Origin of the sequence: Streptomyces sp. cmx-18-6, from assembly GCF_046548915.1 — a bacterium.
Classification (GTDB): Bacteria; Actinomycetota; Actinomycetes; order Streptomycetales; family Streptomycetaceae; genus Streptomyces.
This window is the reverse complement of sequence record NZ_JAEBEP010000026.1, coordinates 1-21,209: the sequence shown is the minus strand read 5'-3', so window position 1 is coordinate 21,209 and position 21,209 is coordinate 1. Positions and strand designations below refer to the sequence as shown.

Annotated in this window: 17 protein-coding genes and 2 pseudogenes; 8 read left to right on the top strand and 11 right to left on the bottom strand. The window is 68.5% G+C overall.

Annotation, left to right across the window (positions count from 1 at the left end):
• Positions 1 to 44: 44 nt before the first annotated feature.
• Entirely contained in the window at positions 45 to 1,049 is a 1,005-nt protein-coding gene (locus ACLJPL_RS33670) for a hypothetical protein (RefSeq protein WP_411084750.1), read from the bottom strand.
• A 134-nt stretch (positions 1,050 to 1,183) separates the two neighbouring features.
• Between ACLJPL_RS33670 and ACLJPL_RS33665 the strand changes: the two genes are divergently transcribed.
• From ACLJPL_RS33665 to ACLJPL_RS33655, 3 genes and pseudogenes are all read left to right on the top strand, one after another.
• Positions 1,184 to 2,560, top strand: a complete 1,377-nt coding sequence (locus tag ACLJPL_RS33665; protein ID WP_411084749.1) for a pyridoxal-dependent decarboxylase — start codon at positions 1,184 to 1,186, stop codon at positions 2,558 to 2,560.
• Positions 2,561 to 2,647: 87 nt separating this feature from the next.
• Complete coding sequence (locus ACLJPL_RS33660; RefSeq protein WP_411084748.1) at positions 2,648 to 3,922, top strand: WS/DGAT domain-containing protein; 1,275 nt, start codon at positions 2,648 to 2,650, stop codon at positions 3,920 to 3,922.
• A gap of 383 nt (positions 3,923 to 4,305) precedes the next feature.
• Positions 4,306 to 4,664: pseudogene (locus ACLJPL_RS33655) on the top strand (hypothetical protein).
• Between the two features lie 102 nt (positions 4,665 to 4,766).
• Here ACLJPL_RS33655 and ACLJPL_RS33650 read toward each other — a convergent pair.
• The 5 genes from ACLJPL_RS33650 to ACLJPL_RS33630 form a co-directional block, all read right to left on the bottom strand.
• The gene (locus ACLJPL_RS33650; RefSeq protein WP_319341704.1) at positions 4,767 to 5,078 is read right to left on the bottom strand and encodes an SCO5918 family protein; all 312 of its coding nucleotides are present in this window, start codon (positions 5,076 to 5,078) and stop codon (positions 4,767 to 4,769) included.
• Positions 5,079 to 5,134: 56 nt separating this feature from the next.
• Entirely contained in the window at positions 5,135 to 5,533 is a 399-nt protein-coding gene (locus tag ACLJPL_RS33645) for a CBS domain-containing protein (protein ID WP_411084747.1), read from the bottom strand.
• Positions 5,534 to 5,579: 46 nt separating this feature from the next.
• A complete protein-coding gene (locus tag ACLJPL_RS33640) occupies positions 5,580 to 7,094 on the bottom strand; it encodes a DEAD/DEAH box helicase (protein WP_411084746.1) in 1,515 nt (504 codons plus the stop codon).
• Positions 7,095 to 7,419: 325 nt separating this feature from the next.
• Positions 7,420 to 7,623 carry a cold-shock protein gene (locus ACLJPL_RS33635; protein WP_076967088.1) on the bottom strand — a complete coding sequence of 68 codons (204 nt, stop codon included), beginning with the start codon at positions 7,621 to 7,623 and terminating at the stop codon, positions 7,420 to 7,422.
• A 653-nt stretch (positions 7,624 to 8,276) separates the two neighbouring features.
• The gene (locus ACLJPL_RS33630; RefSeq protein WP_411084745.1) at positions 8,277 to 8,615 is read right to left on the bottom strand and encodes a MerR family transcriptional regulator; all 339 of its coding nucleotides are present in this window, start codon (positions 8,613 to 8,615) and stop codon (positions 8,277 to 8,279) included.
• Between the two features lie 1,011 nt (positions 8,616 to 9,626).
• On the opposite strand from ACLJPL_RS33630, the gene ACLJPL_RS33625 reads away from it, so the two are divergent.
• On the top strand, positions 9,627 to 9,950 hold the full coding sequence (locus ACLJPL_RS33625) for an STAS domain-containing protein (protein WP_411084744.1): 324 nt from the start codon (positions 9,627 to 9,629) through the stop codon (positions 9,948 to 9,950).
• Positions 9,951 to 10,116: 166 nt separating this feature from the next.
• Positions 10,117 to 11,304, top strand: a complete 1,188-nt coding sequence (locus ACLJPL_RS33620) for a PP2C family protein-serine/threonine phosphatase (protein ID WP_411084743.1) — start codon at positions 10,117 to 10,119, stop codon at positions 11,302 to 11,304.
• Positions 11,305 to 11,385: 81 nt separating this feature from the next.
• Here the strand turns inward: ACLJPL_RS33620 and ACLJPL_RS33615 are convergent, their stop codons facing one another.
• The 4 genes from ACLJPL_RS33615 to ACLJPL_RS33600 all read right to left on the bottom strand — a co-directional run bounded on the left by ACLJPL_RS33615 (position 11,386) and on the right by ACLJPL_RS33600 (position 14,809).
• Positions 11,386 to 11,652, bottom strand: coding sequence for a hypothetical protein (locus ACLJPL_RS33615; protein WP_411084742.1), 267 nt, complete (start codon positions 11,650 to 11,652; stop codon positions 11,386 to 11,388).
• A gap of 579 nt (positions 11,653 to 12,231) precedes the next feature.
• Positions 12,232 to 12,621, bottom strand: coding sequence for a hypothetical protein (locus ACLJPL_RS33610; protein WP_285574611.1), 390 nt, complete (start codon positions 12,619 to 12,621; stop codon positions 12,232 to 12,234).
• A gap of 454 nt (positions 12,622 to 13,075) precedes the next feature.
• Positions 13,076 to 13,657, bottom strand: a complete 582-nt coding sequence (locus tag ACLJPL_RS33605) for an RICIN domain-containing protein (protein ID WP_411084741.1) — start codon at positions 13,655 to 13,657, stop codon at positions 13,076 to 13,078.
• A gap of 354 nt (positions 13,658 to 14,011) precedes the next feature.
• A complete protein-coding gene (locus ACLJPL_RS33600) occupies positions 14,012 to 14,809 on the bottom strand; it encodes a hypothetical protein (protein WP_411084740.1) in 798 nt (265 codons plus the stop codon).
• Between the two features lie 772 nt (positions 14,810 to 15,581).
• Between ACLJPL_RS33600 and ACLJPL_RS33595 the strand changes: the two genes are divergently transcribed.
• The 3 genes and pseudogenes from ACLJPL_RS33595 to ACLJPL_RS33585 form a co-directional block, all read left to right on the top strand.
• On the top strand, positions 15,582 to 16,142 hold the full coding sequence (locus tag ACLJPL_RS33595) for a hypothetical protein (protein WP_099128261.1): 561 nt from the start codon (positions 15,582 to 15,584) through the stop codon (positions 16,140 to 16,142).
• A 125-nt stretch (positions 16,143 to 16,267) separates the two neighbouring features.
• Complete coding sequence (locus ACLJPL_RS33590) at positions 16,268 to 17,725, top strand: NF041680 family putative transposase (protein WP_411084756.1); 1,458 nt, start codon at positions 16,268 to 16,270, stop codon at positions 17,723 to 17,725.
• A 103-nt stretch (positions 17,726 to 17,828) separates the two neighbouring features.
• A pseudogene (locus tag ACLJPL_RS33585) lies at positions 17,829 to 18,520 on the top strand (IS5 family transposase); the annotation flags it as partial.
• Positions 18,521 to 19,113: 593 nt separating this feature from the next.
• Here ACLJPL_RS33585 and ACLJPL_RS33580 read toward each other — a convergent pair.
• Complete coding sequence (locus ACLJPL_RS33580; protein WP_411084739.1) at positions 19,114 to 21,018, bottom strand: UvrD-helicase domain-containing protein; 1,905 nt, start codon at positions 21,016 to 21,018, stop codon at positions 19,114 to 19,116.
• Positions 21,019 to 21,209: the final 191 nt, after the last annotated feature.

Sequence of the window (21,209 nt, the reverse complement as noted above, 5' to 3'; positions counted from 1 at the left end):
TGGCATGACCGCACTAACGAGCAACCCGCACAACAGTGATGTCGCTACTGGCCGGAAGACTGCTGAGCAGCCGAACCGAGCCGGTTCTCCCGGCCCGCTCCGGGCGCGTGAAGGGTGCGTTCAGGGGTGAAGGGTGAGGTTTTCTTCGCGGGTGTCGGGCAGTTGGGCCGGCCTGCGGCGGGCACGGCGTCCAGAGCGGTGCGGCGGCGCTGACACAGGCGTTCCAGCGCTTGTGTCCCTGGTTCCGCGCCGCGAAGCAAGGAGGGTCCGGAGCCGACGAAGCGCGAGCAGACTCCCACGTGGGCGTGGTGAACGTCCGTCAGGACCTCGACCAGGCGCCGGTGGGCGGGCCGCAATGCGGAGGACTTCGCCGGTGCGGCCAGACCCCACTCGCGCAGGCTCCGCACAAGGACGCGGTGATCGGCCGACCACAGGCCGGAGAATCCTGTCCGGGAAACGTGCGGTGGGGTCATCGAAGGCCGAACGGTGTCGTGGTAGTCCTGCACGTCGAAGGACGCGGTGACGCGCAGGGCGCAGGCGCTGGCGCGCAGGAAGTGAGCCGCGCTTTCGAGGCCCACGGCGGAACCTGTGGCCGAGGGAGCGCGAAGGGCATGTCGCACGGCGACGACGGTCGCCTGGGTGAGGGCGAAGAACAGCCGGTGTCCCTGGATCCAGCGTTGGTGCACCGTGGCCTGCGTCCGGGATTCGGAAAGGCCGGTTCGCCAGGTCAGCCCGGCCGCGTGCGCGGCACGTTCGAGGTCGGGCTCCGTCGAGGATCCGTCCGGGTGCCGGGAGAAGGCCCGCACTGCGGCGAGGGTGTCGTCGAGGGCGTCGATCAACAGGGACGCGGGGGCGCAGGCGCAACGTGAGACCGCGAAGTATTCGTCGAACACGGCTTCGCGGGGATCACGTTCGGGAATGCGACGGTGGTTGGGCGGTGTGTCGTGACGGTCGCGCCGGCTCGCGGCCTCGCGCAGGGTCGCCAGGCTGTGGGGCAAGTGCTGCGGCGGAGCGAGCCACAGCACGGATTGGCTTGTCATCTGGGCCATTTCACTAGTTTTAATGCGGTACGTTACCTGGCATGTCAGTGACTCTTGGTGATGATTCATTTCGCAGTGCAATCGGGGAGGTCGCAGCGATCCTTGAGGAATACTGGGAGGACCTGCGCGAGGAACGTCTGCCGGTGACGCCGGACCTTCGCCCCGGTGACGTACGGGCGATGCTGCCCGACCGCGTACCGGTGCACGGCGAGCCGATCCGCGACGTGCTGGCCGATGTACGGCGTGTGGTGATGCCCGGTCTCGTGCACTGGCAGCACCCGTCGTTCCTCGGCTACTACCCGACCCAGACCAGTCCGGCGTCAGTGGTCGGCGAGCTCTTGGCCTCGGGCCTAGCGGTCCAGCACATGATGTGGTCAACAGGCCCGGCCGCCACCGAACTCGAGGAAGCGGTACTGGACCATCTCGCGGTCGCACTGGGCCTGCCGGAGCGATTCCTCAGCGGCGGCAACGGCGGCGGGGTCCTGCAGGACTCCGCGTCATCGGCGGTCCTGGTGGCTGTGGTCGCCGCCCTGTACCGGGCCTCGGGCGGGCGCTGGCGCGAGCACGGCGCCGAGGGGCGCTACCGCCTGTACTGCACCGACCAGGCGAACTCCTGTGTCCCCAAGGCCTCGCGCATCGCCGGCCTGGGAGAACCGGTACGGATCGCCACCACAGCCGGCACCTGCGAGATGGACCCCCGCGCCCTGCGCGAGCAACTGGCAGCCGATCGCGCCGCAGGCGTCGTACCCGCGATCGTGGTCGCCTCCGTCGGCACCACGGGCACCTGCGCCATCGACCCGGTCGCCGCCGTCGCCGCCGTGTGCCGCGAGTTCGGAGCCTGGCTGCACGTGGACGCCGCCTACGCCGGATCGGCGGCTGTCTGCCCGGAGAACCGCTGGATCAACGAGGGCGTCGAGCACGCCGACTCCTACGCCGTGAACTGCCACAAGTGGCTGCTCACAGGACCGCCCTGCGACGCCATGTGGGTGGCCGACCGGCACAGTCTCACCGCCGCCATGGACATCCGCCCGGCCTTCCTCCGCAACCAGGCCAGCGACTCAGGCGATGTCACCGACTTCCGGGACTGGCAGGTGCCACTGATGCACCCCTTCCGTGCCTTGAAGCTGTGGTTCGTCCTGCGCACCCACGGCGTCGAGGGCCTGCGCGCGCACATCCGCGAACAGCTCTCCCACGCCGCGCTGTTCGCCAGCCTGGTCCGGGAAAGCCCCGGCTTCGAACTCGTCTCGCACTCACTCGGGCTGGTGTGTTTCCGCCTCGCCGGCGACAACGCCCGCACCGAGCGCCTGCGTGCCGATCTCGACGCCACCCACCAGATCCTGGTGACACCCACCACCCTCGACGGCCGCTACATCCTGCGCGCGGCCCTGGGCTCGCGCCTGGCGTCCCGCACGTCCGTGCGCAACGCCTGGGCACTGGTGCGCAAGGCCGCCGCCTCGATCCCCGACGACCGGCCCACGTCATCCGAAACCTCACCGAAACCCCCGGTAGGCGCCCGGTAACCAGGAAACGTACCCGTACAGCGCCACATGGGCACAAACCCATGATCCACACTCTCGCCACACGAACGGCATTCAGCGGAGAACATCGTGCACGAACATGACGCAGCGACCGCGGCAGGCGAACGCTGGTTCGACTACGCGGCCGCGCACCCGCATGCGAGCTTGGAGATCGGCGGAGTGGCCGTGGTCGCCGGCCCCACGCCTTCGAGCGCCGAGTTGCACGCGTTGATCGACTTGATCCGGGCGGCCCACCCGCCGCTGCGCGACCGGGCCCGCGTACGGGGCACGAGCTCGGGGGGCCCGGCCGGGCCCCCCGAGCACCTCCAGGAGGTCGCGCTGCCCGCCCACGGCGGTGACGTCGCGCTCCACACGGCGATCGAGCGCGTGTGCGCCCAGCCGCTGACGGACGTCTCCTGGGGCATGACCCTGCTCCACGGCCACCGCGACAACGAGTTCGCTCTGCTCCTTCGCGCCCACCACGGCCTGCTGGACGGCATGTCCCTCATTGGGATCACACTCGCCGCGGTGCGGGAACCCGGCGTCCCGCAGCGCTGCGCGCCTCCCGCGCCCCCACCCCCCTGGACGACCGCACGCGTGCGCGCCCTGGTACGCGCGGCCGCCGGCCTCGCGCTGCCCGCGCGCACCATCAGCCTCGGCCCCACGCGCGGCCAGGCCCCGGCCAACCCACCCAGGCGCCTGTGGGTTCCTACCTCACTGCCTCGGATGAAGGCCATCGCGACGGCGGCCGGCACCAGTCTCAACGATGTCTACCTGGCCGCCCTCGCCGGCGCCCTGCGCCCCAGCCTGCCCGACCCTGCCGCAGGCACCGTGCGGGCGATGGTCCCGCTCAACACCCGGCGCGGCAGCACGAGCGCCGCGTTGGGCAACTTCCACCGCGGCGTCCCCGTCATCCTGCCCTGCCACCTGCCCGCCGCTTCCGAGCGTCTGGCCGCCACACACCTGGCCACCGCGAACATCCGGACCGGCCGCCGCGACCCCGACGCGGACGTCCTGTTCGAGACCCTCCCCACGCGCTGGCACGGCAGAGCCCTGGCGAGGGCCCTACACCCGCGGCGCACCACACTGGTGGCCACCCATGTCCCCGGTCCCGCACGCCCCCTCGAACTCCACGGCCACAGCATCGACGCCTTGCTGCCGCTGATGTTCCTGCCCGCAGGACACCACCTGTCGGTCTGCCTCAGCGAATACGCCGGAACCGCGCACCTGGCCGTCGTTGCCGATCCCAGCCTGCCCGACATCGACGAACTCCCCACCCGCTGGCTCGCGGAACTCGACGCGTTCGAAGCCCGCTTCACGCCACCCCGGCAACCTTCGGTTGCCGGCGCTCGGGCGGCGCGGTGACGGCCGGTCGTACTCGGAACGGCTATGCGTGACACGCCGCGTGCCTCACTGGTGACGATCAGACCGCTTCGATCGCTCCCCTCCGCCGACTCACCCGCCTCAGCCTGTGACACCTACCGCGCTCCGGCTCAATTGTGGCCGGGTAGCCGGATCGCACCCGCAGCCGGCTGCCCGACCACATGGCACGGCTGACCACTTCTGGCGGAAGAATCCACTGGAACCAGCGAAACGATGTGCCCGATGTCCTGTTTCTTCTGCGCGGCGGTTCTCCCGTCACCGAGGAACATTCCTTCCCTCAGTGGCTGAACCAGTATCTGCCGTCAGGACGACAGCACTCGAGGTAGCTCTGCAATGCCGTGGGGATTCTGGGCTGGCGGGTTGGAATGAGATCTTGGTCTGACGTCTCGACCGAGATCGTGCTCAGCGGGCGATGGAACGGGTTGTCCCGGTTGGCTCGTTGGCTCGACAGGACTCTGGGAGGAGAACCCTGTCGACTGGCTCCCGAAGCCGTCTGGAGGCAGCGGGTGTCGGAGGTCCTTGCGGACTCGGCCCGCCTGGGAGACTTTCCGCCATGTTCACCGCCGATGCACCCGACGAAGGGCCGCCCACGCATCTGCACTTCCACGTGGCGCGGATTCTGCAGGGCACGGTGGGGATCCCGGAGACAGGCGGGATGTACCGGGTCTCGATCGAGGACGTCAGCGCCTGGACGATGGGCGACTTCAGCTACTCCGACCACTGACCCACGTCCTGCCGGGGAGCCTCGGTACGCGGTGAGGATCCGCCCGGACGCTCCGGACGGACCCTCACCACTGCTTGCCGGCGGCTCACGCCTGCCCGTCGCTCAAGCGGCCACAGGGGCGCCGAGCATCGCGGAAGCCTGCTGCAACGGGTTGACAACCCGAGTGGGTGCGGGGGCCGGGGCCAGGTCGCGGCAGGTGAAGCCGAGCTGGGTCATGGCCCGCAGGACTTCGCCGGCGCTGAAGTCGCGGCGGTCCTGGCGTGTGATGACCTGTCCGACCTGTTTGACGGGGTAGGTGCGTCGGCCGATGATCACGGACTCGCCGGGAGCGTGCTCGGGCTTGACGCCCTTCATCGATTCCAGAACGCCGCTCCTGGTGAGGTCGAACGGGAAGCGGGCGATGACACAGCGCATGATGCCTCACAGGGAGAGGGACGAAGAGGGAGTGGTTCTGCCGCGGATGGGACGGCTCAGAGGGCGAGGGCGCCCAGGGCGCTGCCGTGTTCGTCCACCACGGGCAGGGCATCGACGTCGCTGTAGCGCATCATGTGCCCGGCTTCGGCCATGGTGGTCACGAGCGAGGTGAACGGCCCTCGGTCGCCGAGGATGTCCCGCAGCCGGACCCTGTCCGAGTACGCGGAGCCGTCGCGGACTGCTGCAAGCTGGGCATGGGTGACCAGTCCGGTACACCGGCCGCTGTCGTCGCAAACAAGCAGATGCCCGGTACGGGCACTGGTCATGACCGACAGGGCCACCTCGACGGTCATGTCATCACAGACCTGCGGCCCGGCGGTGTCCATGGCATCGGCCACCGTCCTGCCTACGGCAGTGGCATGCGTCGTGCTGGGCTGCATCTGGACGAGCGTCAAAAGGTGCCTCCTGCAGTGGTGGGTGAGTTTCCGGATCACGGATTTCTCAGGCTGCGGCGTCGAAGGAGGACTGATGTGCGGTCACGCGCCGGGCTGCGGAGGCGGGGCTGCGTCGGCCGCGAGAGGACGCGCTGCGGCTGCGCTCACGCCGCGCGGCCACCGGAGCGGTGATCGTCACGGGAATGCCGGAGGGGGTCTGGGCGCCGGTGATGCGGCCGAGTGCCTCTTCGCCGGAGCGGACCTGGGTGGTCTGGGGCACGATGCCGGCGGCGTTCATGAGGCGGGTCATGTCGCGGCGCTGGTTGGGGGTGACCAGGGTGACGACACTGCCGGACTCCCCTGCCCGGGCGGTTCGGCCGCCGCGGTGGAGGTAGTCCTTGTGGTCGGTCGGCGGGTCGACGTTGACGACGAGGTCGAGGTTGTCGACGTGGATGCCACGTGCGGCGACGTTCGTGGCCACGAGTACGGTGACGTGCCCGGTCTTGAACTGGGTCAGGGTCCGGGTGCGCTGCGACTGCGCCTTCCCGCCGTGCAGCGCCGCGGCCCTCACACCGCTGGCCAGCAGGTGGTCGGTGAGCTTGTCCACAGCCCGCTTGGTGTCCAGGAACATGATGACCCGGCCGTCGCGCGCAGCGATCTCGGTGGTCGTACGGTGCTTGTCGGTGCCGTGCACATGGAGCACGTGGTGCTCCATCGTGGTGACCGCACCGGCGGACGGGTCGACGGAGTGGACGACCGGGTCGCTGAGGTAGCGGCGGACCAAGCGGTCGACGTTACGGTCCAGGGTGGCGGAGAACAGCATCCGCTGGCCCTCGGGGCGGACCTGGTCCAGAAGCTCGGTGACCTGGGGCATGAAGCCCATGTCGGCCATCTGGTCGGCCTCGTCCAGCACGGTGATCGCGACCTGGTCAAGTCGGCAGTCACCACGGTCGATGAGGTCCTTGAGCCGGCCCGGCGTCGCCACGACGACCTCGGCACCACCGCGCAACGCCTGGGCCTGCCTCCCGATCGACATCCCACCGACGACGGTGGCCATGCGCAGCCTCACCGAGCGGGCGTAGGGAGTCAGGGCGTCGGTCACCTGCTGGGCAAGCTCACGCGTCGGCACGAGGACCAGGGCCAGAGGCTGACGGGGCTCGGCACGCTGACCGCCGGTGCGGGCCAGCAGGGCCAGTCCGAAAGCGAGGGTCTTGCCGGAGCCGGTGCGCCCTCGCCCCAGGGCGTCGCGGCCCGCCAGGGTGTTGGGCAGGGTCGCCCCCTGGATCGGGAACGGAACGCTCACCCCCTGCGCGGTCAGCGCCGCCAGCAGCTGTGCCGGCATGTCGAGGTCGGCGAACGCCTCGACGGCGGGCAGCGCGGGAGTGACCGTGACCGGCAGGGCGAACTCGCCCTGGACCGCGGCGGGCCGCCGCCCATGGCCACCCGAGCGGCCCGAACCGCCGGAACGGGCCGGGGCAGCGGAACGGGTCGCGGTCGAGTTGAAGCGGCTACCGCCCCGGCCGGAGTCGGCGGTACGGCTGAGGGCACGGGAAGAGCGGTTGTTCGTACGTGTGGGGTTCATTCAGAACCTTCCTTGATACGGCACGTATCAAGGAATTCCCGCAGCGGAAGAACAGCGCGGGGAATCACAAGAACGAGCCGAGCAGAATGGGGAATCAAATAAGGCATGCGAATGATCCCGGATGGGGAGGCAGGCCCTGGAACGGGCGACGCCATAGGGGCGAGGGATCCAGCTCCACCGGTAGGTGGGACTCGGAAGGAGTGGGCGGCGAGAAAACTCTGCGGGCGAGGATTTCACCGCAGGTGGCACCACTCCGGGAGAATGCCCGTAGCTGGGGCCCACACCCCGAAGGATGCGGGCCCCAGCTACGAAGTGCGCGTCAGCGTCAGGCGGGAACGATGTTCTCGGCCGTCGGGCCCTTCTGGCCCGGTGCGATGTCGAAGGTGACCTTCTGGCCTTCGAGCAGCTCACGGAAGCCCTGGGCGGCTATGTTCGAGAAGTGGGCGAACACGTCAGCGCCGCCACCGTCCTGCTCGATGAAGCCGAAACCCTTGGCTGCGTTGAACCACTTCACAGTGCCTGACGCCATGTCATATCTCCTTCGGGGCAGGTACGTCGGGATCCGTCATGCACGGATTCCGCGTCGCCGCGATGATGCCCCGCCCGGAGGGAACCGGAAATACAATGAAGCTTCCACTGGTCGGAAATACCCACACAGAAGCTTGAAGTTTTGGGAACCACAACTGCAACCGAGACCGACAGTAGCATGCCGTAATGGTCCGCGTACGGTGCGAAATTCCAGCCTCTTCGCTGCGGTAAAAACACTCCCAGCGCGGCGCATTGAACTCTCACGCCGTGGCCATAGATATCGGCCCGCCCTGAGCACAGCGTTGCCGGAAGGGTCCTCACCCTTGACAGGGCGGGGATGCCGACCGTTTATCGGCGGCGGCTGACTGGAGTTCACGGTAGCCCGAAGGGCACCTCCCGAACGGGGCGGTACGCGTCCGGGAAGCTGCCTCTGACGCCGCAGCCCAAGCCCTTCACCGTGTTGAAGCCGCCTGCAGACGCCGCCCCGACCAGCCGATGGACATCTTGCGCGAAGAGGCAGCGGCACGACAGAGCACCCACGCCGAAGACCAGAGCATCCCTTCGGGCATGACAACCGCAGGGGAGACGACCCTTGAGCGCCCTTCCGGCAGGTGAGTCCGACACCTGCCGGTCTTCCACCGGACGCGCGGCGCTTCAGGCCGAGGCCGGCGTGCCGGGCGGCTTGGTGTCCCGGTGGTGTTCGGCGTTGATGCGTTTGGCTTCTTCGAGCTGGTCTTCGAGGATGACGATGCGGCAGGCGGCGTCGATGGGGGTGCCGCCGTCGACGAGCTCGCGGGCGCGGGCGGCGATGCGGAGCTGGTAGCGGGAGTAGCGGCGGTGGCCACCGGGGCTGCGGAGCGGGGTGATGAGGCGGGCCTCGCCGATCGCGCGGAGGAACCCTTGTGTGGTGTTGAGCATCTCGGCGGCCCGGCCCATGGTGTAGGCGGGATAGTCGTCGTCTTCGAGACGGTGGAAGGAGTCGTCTGCTGTCACTTGCACCTCACTACAGAAGCGGGATCGGCGGGCTGTGGGATTGATGGAAAAGTCTTGGAGGGGTGTGGAACGCGCGTGGAGGGGCCCCGGTGCCGTTGGCACCGGGGCCCCGAAGGAACTGCTACACCATCGGCCGACCATGATCGGCTGTGCCGGCCTTTCTTATTCCGCATTCCCACCTGGGAGAGGTAGGGGGGTACGGGGATCGCGGTTGCTTGACCGGAGACCACCTCACTTACGATGTCCTGCGGTACCCGGGCCCATTGCTTCCGCCCGGGCGATCCTGATGGCGACTGGCTCCTCCGTTCTTACCCTCTGAATCACTTACTGGTACTGCTTCACTGCGTACCACCGGTGATGCGTACTGCTCGGTGGACTGACAGTGCCACTCCTTCGGCAGCCAGCCCCGTCGCCCGTGATGCAACTGCCCTGGCTTAGAACCCCACTGCCGAACTTCCCGGTGCACACGCCCACAGCCAGACGTCTTCACCGAGGTGCTGCTTTGGTCCTGCTGCTGTGTGATGCCACTGCGTGTACTGCGGTACTCCCTCACGGCAGCCCCTGATCACTGCGGGCCACCCAGCCCGGGGCCAGTTCCGTCGCCGTCCTGCAACTGCTTTGGCTTCAGAACTCCGCCACCGGACCGTGCAACATCTTGCAACTGCGGTTTCGCTCCCGGCAGTTCGTGTCTGCCGAGCCGTGCTGTTCTCTGGGCTACGAGAGAAACCATAACCACACTGCCACCCAATGTCTACTCCAGCCATCATAGATTTCCGCGTGGCCTGTGGAGAGGTAATCGAACGCAGGCAGCACACAGGGGGAAGGGCCAGGATTCAGGCGGTGTCGCAGGCCCCGGGCGGCTCAGGTGTCCGCCCTGTCGCGTCGTACGGCTGGTCGCGGTGGGCTGGCGCCCTCGCCCGGTCGTCCCGGCAGGCGTCCCTTCGTAACGGTGGGGCCCGGACCAGGCACTTCGGACGCCTCCGGGAAACGTCACGGCGGCATACTTGTCCCATGACGTCTCCTGCGAGCCCCCGGCATCCTGGTGCCGGGCCCCTGCCCGTAATCGCGCCCCAGGGTGAGTTCGACTACGGCACGGTGCCTTGGCTGCAGGAACAGATCGACACCGCCGTCAACGAACACGGCGGAGTGATCCTGGACGCCGGAGGCATCACGTTCATCGACTCCACAGTCCTCACGCTGATCCTGGCCACCCACCAGCGCACCCACCTGCGCATAGCCAACCTGCCCCCCAGGCTGACCCAGGTGTTCGGCGTCTACGGCATCGAACGCGTCCTGAACCTCTACCCGACCGTGGACGCCGCCCGCGCCACCTGACACCACCCGCAACCCACCACAGTCCCCAGCCCTGCGGAGGCAGGGTCCAGGCGATGGGGCAAGGAACCCGGGGTGAGCGACAGGGGACAGGTAACCTCGTCAAGCTGTTCGACCCCGGCACGAACTCTCTGGCGGGCGCAAACCCCATGTAACGCTGGAGGCTGTTGTGGCGCGGAACCGGATCGCCCTGTCCGAAGTGCTGGCGGCGGCGGAGGATGCCGCACCGGTGGACTCCCTCGACGTCGTGGCGCGGAATCTGCGGACCCGGTTCGGTGCCCGGTACGTGTCGTTCCTCTTCGTCGACGTCGTCGGCCGGCGGCTGCTGCGGGTCAACGACACCGCTGCAGCCGAGCCCCAGGAGGACCGCGCCGAACAGGTCCCCCTCGCCGGCAGCAGCATCTACGACGACGTACTCCGCACCCAGAAGGTCGTCCACGTCGCGGAAGGCACTGAAGGCTTCCGGGTGCTGGCCCCGGTCACCAACCGCGGCGACACCATCGGCGTCCTGGAGCTGTTCCTCCACACCGCGACCGAGGATGTGCTGATACAGGTCGAGGACGCCGCGCACGCGCTGGCCTACATCATCGTCACCGACCGCCGCTTCACCGATCTCTACCACTGGGGCAACCGCACCACCACCGTCAGCCTCGCAGCCGAGATCCAACGCCAGCTCCTGCCCTCCGCCCCCTCCTGCGAAGCACCCGAGTTCACCCTCGCCGGCGCCCTGGTCCCGGCCTCCGACATCGCCGGCGACACCTACGACTACAGCCTCGACCACGACGCCCTGCACCTGTCGATCACCGACGCCATGGGCCACGACGTCAGCGCCTCACTCATCGCCACCCTCGCCGTCAACGCCTCCCGCGGCGCCCGCCGCTCAGGCACCGACCTCGCCGAACAAGCCCACCAGATACACCAGGCCCTCCTCGAGCACGGGCGCCGCACCTTCACCACCGGCCAGCTCCTGCGCATCTCCCTCGACGGCAGCCAAGCTCAGATCGTCAACGCCGGCCACCCCCGCCCCCTCCTCCTGCGAGACGGCACCGTCGAAGAACTCCGCCTGGCCGTCAACATGCCCTTCGGAGTCCTCCAACAGGGCACCTACCGGGTCCAGGACATCGACCTGCACCCCGGCGACCGACTCCTCCTCCACACCGACGGCATGCAGGAACGCGCGGCGGAAACCGTCGACCTCCCCGCGCTGCTGCGAAAGACCGCCGCCGAACACCCCCGCGAAGTCGTCCGCACCATGGTCACCGCGGTCGCCCACGCCTACAACGGCCACCCGCCCAAGGACGACGCCACCGTCCTCTGCCTTGACTGGCACGGACCACAAACCCACCACAACAGCTAAACAACACCACCACCGCCGGCCAGACCCGCACAGCGGCACAGCGACCGTGCAAAGCGGCCCGGCGATCCAGGACGAGTGCACTCACAGGGCGACACGCTCAGCGGCCGCAGTGGCGTGGAGAATCTCAGTGCCCGGGTCGTCCACGAGCAGCCGCACGATCCCGCTGACCACGCAGGCAACCGCCAGGAGCCGGACCTGCTGGTCCGGGGTGCGCCAGACCGCCTCCGAGAGCACACACGGCACCACGGACAAGGTGCTCAGCGTCCCGGCGTCCACACCGCCGGCGCCCTCGATGATCCGCCCGTCCGGGCCCATGCGGTCACAGTCCGCCGGGGCAAGGGAGCCCATCGCAATCTCCACCGCCCCGGGCAGCGACCGGATCGACGCCGCCCGAGGGCGGCCTCGGAGGCTCCGGCCACAACGTCGGGCTCCCCTGCCCACGGCTCAGCGCGGCATGTCGCCAGAAGGCCCGGCGGGGGCGGGCAGGGGCGCGATCGTCACACCCTCAACAACCGGCCCCGACTCCGTACGGACACGGGCCCGCGCCCACCGCGAGGCGCACGCCGTGGGCAGTCGTCCCGGTCGCTCACCACCCCGAATCCGCCGACTGGCAGGACGTGGAAGATCCTCGCCGCGGCATAGTCACTTCCGGGGGTGCGGGTGCTCTGACCTGTCACGGTGAGCAGAACCCGGCGCCAGCGGTCAGTGGAGGGGACCTGCGGCTAGACGGATCACGCCCCGGGCACTACCGAGGAGGTTATGGGGAGTGAGGAAGTCGGCAATCCGGCTCAGGCAGGCACATCGACACACGCCTTCCCGAGATCGCCACCCCACAGACCGGCGGCGAGATCCTGGGCGCAGTTCACCAGAACCTCTGCCCCGACTTCTGACGCTCCCATGAACGAGACGCCGAAGAAGGGTGCGCGGTCAGCGCCGGCCGCCGCCGATGCGGCGGTCGTCGGCCAGTCCGGTAAGCGGGCCGAACTCGCGGGCAAGCTGGTTCCACGTGAGAACCTCGCCGCAGCGGGCCGGGAACTCCTTCGGGTTGAACTCGGGCATGGTCCAGGTGCCAGTGCCCCGGTCCCTCAGCCACAGGTCCCCGTCACCGTCGACCACAGTCGGCGGGACCGGTACGGGCTCGGCCTGATCGGTGGGCTCCCAGGTGACCCGGCCCGGGTGGGAAACGCGGCGCAGCTCGGTGGTGGCCAGCCGCGCGGCCAAGTCACGGGTGGACTCTTCGGCGTCCTTGACCGACGCGAGTCGAAATGCGTCGTCAAGTACGGGCAGGGCTGGATTCTTGCTGCGCTTTGAACTCATACGCTGACTACCTCCGGTGGGGGGCGTCACATCCGTTATGGCACCCCGTAGAGGAACACGGTATCCGAGGCGGGAGCCGGCCCGGCTACGACCAATGTCCAGGTGGAGGCGCTGGCACACCGGGCGGTGGAGCCAGGTGGTGAGCTGGTCCTGGACGTGGCACGACCTGTGGTGGTAGCGCTCAGATATGGCGTTCCGGGGCTGAGAAGGTGAGGCCGCCGGCGGCGAGCGGACGTCGGGCCGGGGCGGGTGCGGGCTCGCCGGGCAGCTGGCGGAAGTCGGGTCTCCTTCAGCCGCCGGTACGGACACACGTCCGGTGAGGAAAGCGGCGCGGGGCAGGGAGGTACGACGCCGGAGGCACGAAGTCCCCGGCCGCGTGGCCGGGGACTTCGGCGACCTCGCGGTCCGCGTCCCGCTCAGTCCCAGTCCAGTCGCGAGGGGGGCGCGGTTGCCGTCACCAGCTGGTGTTGTTGTCCGCGAGGTGCCAGAGGCGGTCGGCGGTCGGGTAGGAGGTGTCGAGGTGGAGGGCGTTCCAGCTGCCGTCGTTGTAGCGGTTGAGGGTCATGGCGAGGTCGGTGTCGACCTTGGGCTGCCAGATCCACCAGCGGGAGTTGTTGTCGCCCTCGGGACGCAGGACCCAGCGCTGGAGGTCGGAGCCGTCACAGGTCCGTACGACGATCGTGGTGCCGCGGGTGGGCTTCGCGTCGGACGGCTGGAGGCACTTGGCGGCGGCCTTGTTCTTCAAGGTCAGCGTGAAGCGGCCGCCCTCCCACCGGCCGCCGACCTCGTCCCATTCCTCGGCCTTGTGCTTCCACGCCGGGTCGCGGAGGAAGACTGCGGTGGCCCCGTCCGCCGGGGAGTCGCCGTACAGCGCGAGACGGCTCCAGCCGGTCCGGTTGATCGGATCCTGGCCGGTGCGGTCGGCCGCCGAGGCGCTTCCCGCGCTGAAGGCGGCGAGGAGGGTGGCTGCGGCGGCGGCCGCGGTTCGGAGTGAACCGGTGCCCGTTGGGATGAAACAGGAGCAGATGGGGCGCAACGGCGACCTCGCGTCCGCTTCCGCCCCACCATCACCGTTCCCTTCTCCAGCCTCACCAGCCACACACCACAAGTTGCCGCTGAGCGTGGCATAAGCGGGCTAAACACCCTCTGAGGGCGGCGGCACGCTCGTCGGCGGGCGGGCATCTGATGCTGTACGTCGTCCCGCCCGGCGGTGCGGTCCATCGCCGGGCGGGAGGCGGCGGATCGGGCGCGAAGGCCGGAACCCGGGTCCGAGGCAGGTGTCAGGCCAGACGTGTGGCCCTCAGTCCGTCGAGCGGGTACTCGCTCGGGAGCTTGGCGGGGTCACCCGGCACGGTGATCTGTAGGGCGATGGGCCGCGAGTTGCCTGCTGTCAGCAGCTGATCCGTCTGGGAGTCGATGTACACCTTGCCGTCCTCGTGCGTGACGTCGACGCCGGATGCCACCACCTTGCTCCGGGAGCCGTGCGCAGGTCGAAGGAGATCCGGAACTTGCGCGTCTCCTTCCCCTCGCCTCCTGCCTTGGCGGCGGTGATGGTCAGTTCTACGCTGTAGACCTTGCCCTGGGGATCGGAGCTCTGCCACGAGCCGCGGGCCTTCTTGGCCACGAGGATCTCGTCGTAGCTGGGAGGAATCGGCATCGGGGTGATGCGGCCGGCTCCGTTCACGACCTCCAGGCCGTCGACGGGGATCTTCCCCTTCCCGATGCGCTCGGCGCGGTCGGGGACGGTGCTGCCGCTCAGGTCGAGGTGGTTGACGTTGCCCGCCGAGTCGACGGCGTAGAAGTGCCCGTCGGAGTCGAAGAACGTGGCCGAGTAGGACTTCCGGGAACCACTGGACCCGCTGGCCTCGGCAGGTGGGAAAACCTGCTTCTGAAGCACGGTCTTCATGGGGTTCTTCCGGGGGTCCACGTGGAGCAGATCGCCGTTGTCGCCCTCGACCGAGATCAGCCGGCCGTCCTTGGGGTGGTGGGCGAAGTCGTCCCACCGACCGGAGCCCGGCCGGTTTCCGGCGGTCGCCGCCCGGACCACCACGTCGATCGTGTAGCTGGGTACGTCGGGGCCGCTCGCGACAAGCAGCTTCTTCCCGTCGTTGTCCATGTCGCCGTCGTACCACTTCAGGCCGCTCGGCAGCCCCTCGACGACGGCGTCCGAGACCGTGCCGGCCTCCACGTCGATGGTGACGAGCCGGTTGCGCTGACCGCGAAGAGCAGGGGTTCCTTGTCATCGCCCCGGTACTGCGCGCCCATGGCCGTGTAGCCGTCCTCGTACGCCGACACCTTCTCGACCACGCGGGTGTCCCCGTCGATCGGGTCGAATCGGTAGATCCGCGTGTTCGTCCTGCCTACCGCCAAATAAACTTTACGATGCGCCACCGGTCGACTCCTTTAAGTGATGGTCGAGTTGCCGCCCCAGCATCAAGCAGCCCCACATTTCTCCGCAAGGCCGCGAAGCGGTCAACCGGTGAAAAAGGGCTGTTCCCGTTCCCTGTGCGCTCTACCGGCGCGCCTGCTTGATAGACGCCCGACCGCCATGCCGGACGGGCAGGGCAACTGGATAACGTCCCGCGCGGCCTGCGGAGCTGGATACCGCATTGGCGGCGCGTCCGGCGGGTGCCCAAGGGCGCTGACCAGGCCGGCGGCCCTGATGGGACCCACGTCAGTGACGTGGCCACCGCGCAGACCCGCTTCTTGACGATCATGACCAAACCCCTCTGACGGAGATCTGCAGACACTGCCACCGCCACCCCGCCCGACATAGCCGCTCACTCCGCACCCCCAAACGGGTGACCCCAAAGGCAGCGTTCACAGCCCTCGCCTTTGAAAACAACTTCTGAACTTGCTCTTACCTTTGGCGGGCTTTCAGGGTGTGTTTGCCGCTGGAACCGGAGGGGTGTTCAGGTATTCGATCGCGGACCGGCGGGTGACTTGGCACACTCCTTGCCATGAGCAACTCGTACGCGCAGGCAGTGCTGAGGACAACGGATGTTTGCGAGGCACTGCGTGTCGCTGGGCGGCTGCTCGCGCTCGCTGACACCGAGGACCTCGAAGTCGACTTCGAAGCACGGGTCTCCACGCCCCGCGAGTTGGAGCGGTTGACCGGAGTCATGCCGGATGCTGACTGGTGGGCGTACGGGGCCGACCGGAACGGCTCCTCGAGCACGGGCGACTCCGCGTCGGAGTGTCTCCCGATCTTCATGAGCAGATGGTGCGCGGCCCCGGAAGCAGTGGAGGCATTCCTGGCTGCGGCGGGGAACGTCCCGGCCATGGTGCGCTGGGATTTCAGTGGTTGGCCTGAGGCTCCGGAGGTCGGCCTCGGCCTTGGGGGCACCAGAGGCGCCTACGTGACGGTGTGTGTGAATGCCCGCGACCTCTACCTTGAGGACCCCGCGCCGGACCACACGGTGTACGTCCACGTGAAGCAGGTCGAAGCCCGGCGGGCGAACTGGCTGGCGGCGCAAGTCGGCCTGCGGACTATCGGCGAGTTGCAGATGGCGCCCCTCTGAGCCTGCCCGAACGCCGTCTCGCACAGGGTCACTCACCCGGGCATTCGCCGGACAGGCGGACGGCTTCCGCATGATCATGCATTCCGTCACGGAACCGCACTCATACGAAGACCGCAGGGGTGAGTCTGCTGCAGCACGATGCCCGGGACGAGGCATTCGACTTCACGTCCCACTTCCGGGAGGACGTGTACACATGCCTGACCCGGCGCGGTGACACGCTGTTCGAGCTGTGCGACGCGATGCTCTGCGAGGACGGCCCGGTGACCTCGCCGGTGGACCTGACGCTGCTGGCGGAACACCGGCGTGGGCACGGTGCGTTGTACGACGCGCTCAACCACGGTCGCATCGACGTGGCCAGGCTGCGCAAGGCGCTGGCCGTGCTGCCGCAGCCCAAGGCCGCGGACGGGCGCCTGGTGCTGGCGGTCGATGTCTCCGCGTGGCTGCGGCCCGATGCGCCGACCAGCCCGGACCGTCTGTTCTGCCACGTTTATGGCCACTCGGGACGCTCCTCGGACCAGCTCATTCCCGGCTGGCCATACTCATTCGTCGCCGCGCTGGAGACCGGACGGACATCGTGGTGTCAGCTGCTGGACGCGGTCCGGCTCGGCCCCGACGACGATGTCGCCGAGGTCACCGCCGCCCAGGTCCGCCGCGTTGTCACCGACTTGATTGACCAGGGACAGTGGGAAGCCGGGGACGACGACATCCTGATCGTCTTCGACGCCGGCTACGACGCCCCGCGCATGGCCCATCTCCTTGACGGCATGCCCATCGAGGTCCTCGGGCGGATGCGTGCGGACCGAGTGACGCGACGGCCCACGCCCACACTCAAGGAGTACGCCCTGGCCTATCCCCAGGGCGGGCGCCCGCCGAAGCACGGCAAGGAGTTCCGCTTCACCAAGCCCGAGACGTGGGGCGAACCCGACGCGGAAGCCGTGCAGGTCACCGACCGCTATGGCACTGCCCAGGCGATGGCCTGGGACCGCATCCACCCCCGTCTCACCACCCGCTCCGCGTGGATCGACCACCACGGCGAACTCCCCATCATCGAGGGAACCCTGATCCGCCTGACGGTGGACCATCTGCCTGGCGGTCACGACCCGCTGCCGGTCTGGCTGTGGTCCTCCAAGACCGGCATGACCAGCGAGGACGTCGAACTGCGGTGGCAGGCGTTCTTGAGGCGCTTCGATCTTGAACACACTTTCCGGTTCGTCAAGCAGACGCTCGGCTGGACCCGTCCCAGGCTCCGCAGCCCGGAGGCCGCGGACCGGTGGACGTGGCTCGTGATCGCAGCGCATACCCAGCTCCGGCTCACCCGCGAGGCCGCAGCCGACCTCCGTCGCCCGTGGGAGAAACCGGCCGAGCCCGCCCGGCTCACCCCGGCCCGCGTCCGCCGCGGGTTCAGGAACCTCCGCCCTCACCTGCACAATCCGGCCCGCGCGCCCAAACCCTCAACTCCGGTCCCAGGACGCCCACTCGGCTCGAAGAACCAACGACCGGCCACCCGCTACGACGTGGGCAAATCGACCAGACGCCCTGAAAGCATCGCTGAACGTAATCAGCTGAAAGCTCGCAAACCATAAAAAACAAGCTGAAAGAGCGTTGGTCCCGACAGGGGTGCTTCATTGCAGTTCAGATGGCGGACCGATTCGGGCCAGCTGAGGCGGTAGACGCCTGTTGTGGCAGATGGGGCGGGTGACGGCCTTCGAGGGTCCGTTTCGATCCCTTCGCTCCTGTCTGATCGACCTGTCCGATGCCCGTTGGGAACTGCTCGAACCAACCCTGACCGCCTGGCGAGTAGTACGCAGAGGGCGGGGCCTGGACATCGGGCGGCCGCCCGAACACGACCTGCGCCGGATCATGGACGCCATTCTCTACGTCGACCGGACCGGGATCCCATGGCGGTACCTGCCGCATGACTTCGCCCTGTGGGAAACCGTCTACGGATACTTCGCCGCCTGGCAGAAGGACGGCGTCTTCGATCAGCTCAACGGACTCCTGCGACGGCTGGTCCGGAGGGCCGAAACGCCGCGCCCAGCACCTGCATCCTCGACGCCCAGAGCATCAAGACCTCGGCCAACGTGCCCGCGGTCGGCCAGGGCATCGACGCGGGCAAGAAGATCGCGGGCCGCAAACGGCACATCGGCGTCGACACACTCGGCCTTCTCCTGGCCTTGCTGGTCACCGCCACCAGCGTCTCCGACAACGCCGGCGGAATCCGCCTGCTCTCGAACATTGCCGAAGGCCACCCTCGCGTCACGAAGGCGTGGGCCGACAGCGGCTACCGCACCAAGGCCATCGACCACGGCGCCCGCCTGGGCATCGACGTCGAAGTCATCCGCCGCGACCCCGCCCAGAAGGGCTTCAAGGTGATTCCACCCGCAGCTCCAGATCGCTGACTGGACGGCGGGTGCCGTGCGCCAGTGGGCTACCTGGCTGGCTGTCGGCGGCGGGGACCGGTTCGCTGAAGAGCTTGGCCCCGTGGTCGACGCGTGGTCGCTCTGGAGGGTCTAGCCGCCGAACCCGGAGGGCTGAAGAGCGTTCGTGGCCTGTTCGTGTTCGGTCTCCCGCGAAGCGGGTTCCGGCTGCCGCGCGACCGGCCGCCCGGGGCCTACGACGGAGGGTTGGGGTGTCTGGCGTAGGCCCCATGGAGGGGATCGCTGTGTGCCCTTCTGCGGGCCTGCCAGGGATACCGGCGGCGGGAGGGCGAGGTCACCTGGCAAGCCGTCAGGAGTGCAGTGAGCCCGTATAGGGATGAGGTGCCGGGCTGCTCGCCCCTGCCTTCTGTGCGGATCTCCTTTTTCGTGCCGGATCCCGCAGTGGGCGTCGCGATCGATCGGCCGTCCTGCGGGGGGGGCGTCGTCTCTTGATCCGCCAGGATCTCCTCCTTCATCGGTGAGACCAGCCCCGCGAGACCTGCTGGCGTCGACCACACCAGCCCCTTAACCTGCGAATTCAAGTTGGCGAAGGCTCAGTGCTCGGTGAGGTCACGGATGTCCCAGCCCGCGCCGGTCATCGCGTCCGCGTACTTTTTGCTGCGGTCGCGGTGGGCGGCGAGCACCAGAAGGTGGGTAGGGCGTGTCGCGCCGACGAAGACGAGCTGTACGGCGGCCTGGACGCTCTTCAGTTCCCGCAGCGGGTCGCTCCTTTCGGCGATCATGCGCAGCGCCTCGGTCACGTCGAACTTCCTGCCCGTCTTCTCCAGGCACTCCAGGATCAGTGTTGCCGCGTGGGTCTCGCCCTTCGCGCTCTGGATGGTCCCGGGTACGGCCCGCGCCGCCGGTACTGCGGCGACGGCCGCCGGAGCGGACCCGAGAGCTACGCCTGCCGCAGCAGCGGGGGTGAATTCCATTTCAGGCTCGCGCAGTTGGCAGCCGTTGAGGAGCTTCAGCTGGACGGCCAGCTGCTCGGTGGCCTCTCCCCAGCTCGCTTCGTCGAACCTGTCTGCGTTGAGGAGGAGTTCACGCAGCAGGATCCGCACCCTGCCTCCGGTTGTCGCCATTGACCTCTCCAGGCGGCCGAGGGCCGGGAGCCCGTCGCCGGTCGGTGACGAGACGGACGCGCGCACGGCGTTCCACAACTCGGTGGCCGCTTCGTGGCTGTCCGGGCCTGATTTCCACCGGGCGCTTGCCGCGCGGGCCGCGCCGATCAGGGTGCGGTGAGCCGTCGGGCGTCTGGTCGGGGTGTATCCGGGCAGGTAGCAGGAGATCGACTGCGGGTAGACGGGTGAGGTTTTCGGGTTCTGTCGCGCACCCAGTACACGCGGTGGACGCCGCATGAGGACGTCCTCGGGGACGGTCACAGCGGCCATGCGCTCGAAGGTCGGTACGACGTCGGACACCGTGGTCTCGTCGAACAGCAGAACCGCCACCTGGCCGTCGGGGCCGGCTCCGCGCACCTGCTGGGGCCGCCGGACGGCCAAACGGCTGGCCACAGCCGCGATCTGCGGCCCGAAGCGGCGGCTGACCGGCAGCTCCGGGGCCCCCGGCAGCGGGAACAGGGACGCGGGCCCTCCTGCGGAGGCCGCGTCGCTATAGATGCCCTGGTTGGTATCGCCCACCCGCTGCACGACGGTGGATGAGGAAGCGAACACAAGGTCCAGCAGTTCATGCTGGGCGGCGCTGGTGTCCTGCGTTTCGTCGAGGAGAACGAACGGGAAGCGCGTGGTGACCGCCGCGGCGATACCCGGGTGCCGAGCGAGATACTCCTGAGCGATGGCGTACATGTCCTGGAAGCGGAAGATGCCCCGGCGTGCAAGAGTCCGTTTGAGGTGGTCTAGTTGCTTTCCGCTGGGAGACTGGGCGCCGAAGCGCGGATCTCTGGCCGCTCCGGTGACCGCGAGTTCGCGGTCCCGGTAGGTGAACGTCGCCCCGCTAACGATGCCGGTACCCTGGTGCTGGCGTTCCACGTAGTTGCGCAGGGTGGAGTATTCGGGGCGCCGCAGGAGCCGGAGGGCTGCGGTCTCGAAGGCGTCGTCGTCGATGGACCGGACCTCCACTTTCCTGTCCCGCACGGCCGGCAGCGCGAGGAAGGTGTGCACGAAGGACTGGATGGTGCCGATGAAGTGCGGATAGCGCAGCAGGCTGCGTCCTGCGGCGAGAAGGCCCACTCGGTCGGCGATCTCGTTCTTGGCCGTATTGGTGTGCGACAGCACGCACACCCCGCGCGTCGGGGAGGTCCACGCGTCGGCCATCAGGGCGAGCTTGAGCCCGATCAAGGTCGTCTTGCCCGACCCCGGGGCGGCCTGAAGGTCCTGCGTGCTCTCGCTCTGCAGGAAGTCCCGCTGCTCGGCGTCGAGCGGGTCCAGCCCCAGGAGTTTCACCATGTTCTCCACCTTGTCGGTGGCGAAGGGGTCGGGCAGGTAGGTGCGGGGCACGGGGCCTCCTCGCCGCACAGGTACGTGAAAGCATCGAGCAGGTAGGGCGGGACGTCGCTGCGAACTAGGGCCTGTTGCGGAAGTGGACCGCTGGGCAGTTGAGCCCTCTGGATCGGTACAGTCGCGTGCATGCTGAAGCCACTACTGCGTGCAGTTGATGCGGGCGGCCGTACCGTGGACGACCCGACCGA

Excerpts from the sequence above, each read along its gene's own strand:
- ACLJPL_RS33650 (WP_319341704.1), bottom strand. The coding sequence starts at position 5,078 with ATGCGCTGTGTCATCGCCCGCTTCCCGTTCGACCTCACCAGGAGCGGC.
- ACLJPL_RS33595 (WP_099128261.1), top strand. The coding sequence starts at position 15,582 with ATGAGCAACTCGTACGCGCAGGCAGTGCTGAGGACAACGGATGTTTGC.
- ACLJPL_RS33625 (WP_411084744.1), top strand. The coding sequence starts at position 9,627 with ATGACGTCTCCTGCGAGCCCCCGGCATCCTGGTGCCGGGCCCCTGCCC.
- ACLJPL_RS33635 (WP_076967088.1), bottom strand. The coding sequence starts at position 7,623 with ATGGCGTCAGGCACTGTGAAGTGGTTCAACGCAGCCAAGGGTTTCGGC.
- ACLJPL_RS33615 (WP_411084742.1), bottom strand. The coding sequence starts at position 11,652 with ATGGGCTCCCTTGCCCCGGCGGACTGTGACCGCATGGGCCCGGACGGG.
- ACLJPL_RS33670 (WP_411084750.1), bottom strand. The coding sequence starts at position 1,049 with ATGGCCCAGATGACAAGCCAATCCGTGCTGTGGCTCGCTCCGCCGCAG.
- ACLJPL_RS33610 (WP_285574611.1), bottom strand. The coding sequence starts at position 12,621 with ATGAGTTCAAAGCGCAGCAAGAATCCAGCCCTGCCCGTACTTGACGAC.
- ACLJPL_RS33640 (WP_411084746.1), bottom strand. The coding sequence starts at position 7,094 with ATGAACCCCACACGTACGAACAACCGCTCTTCCCGTGCCCTCAGCCGT.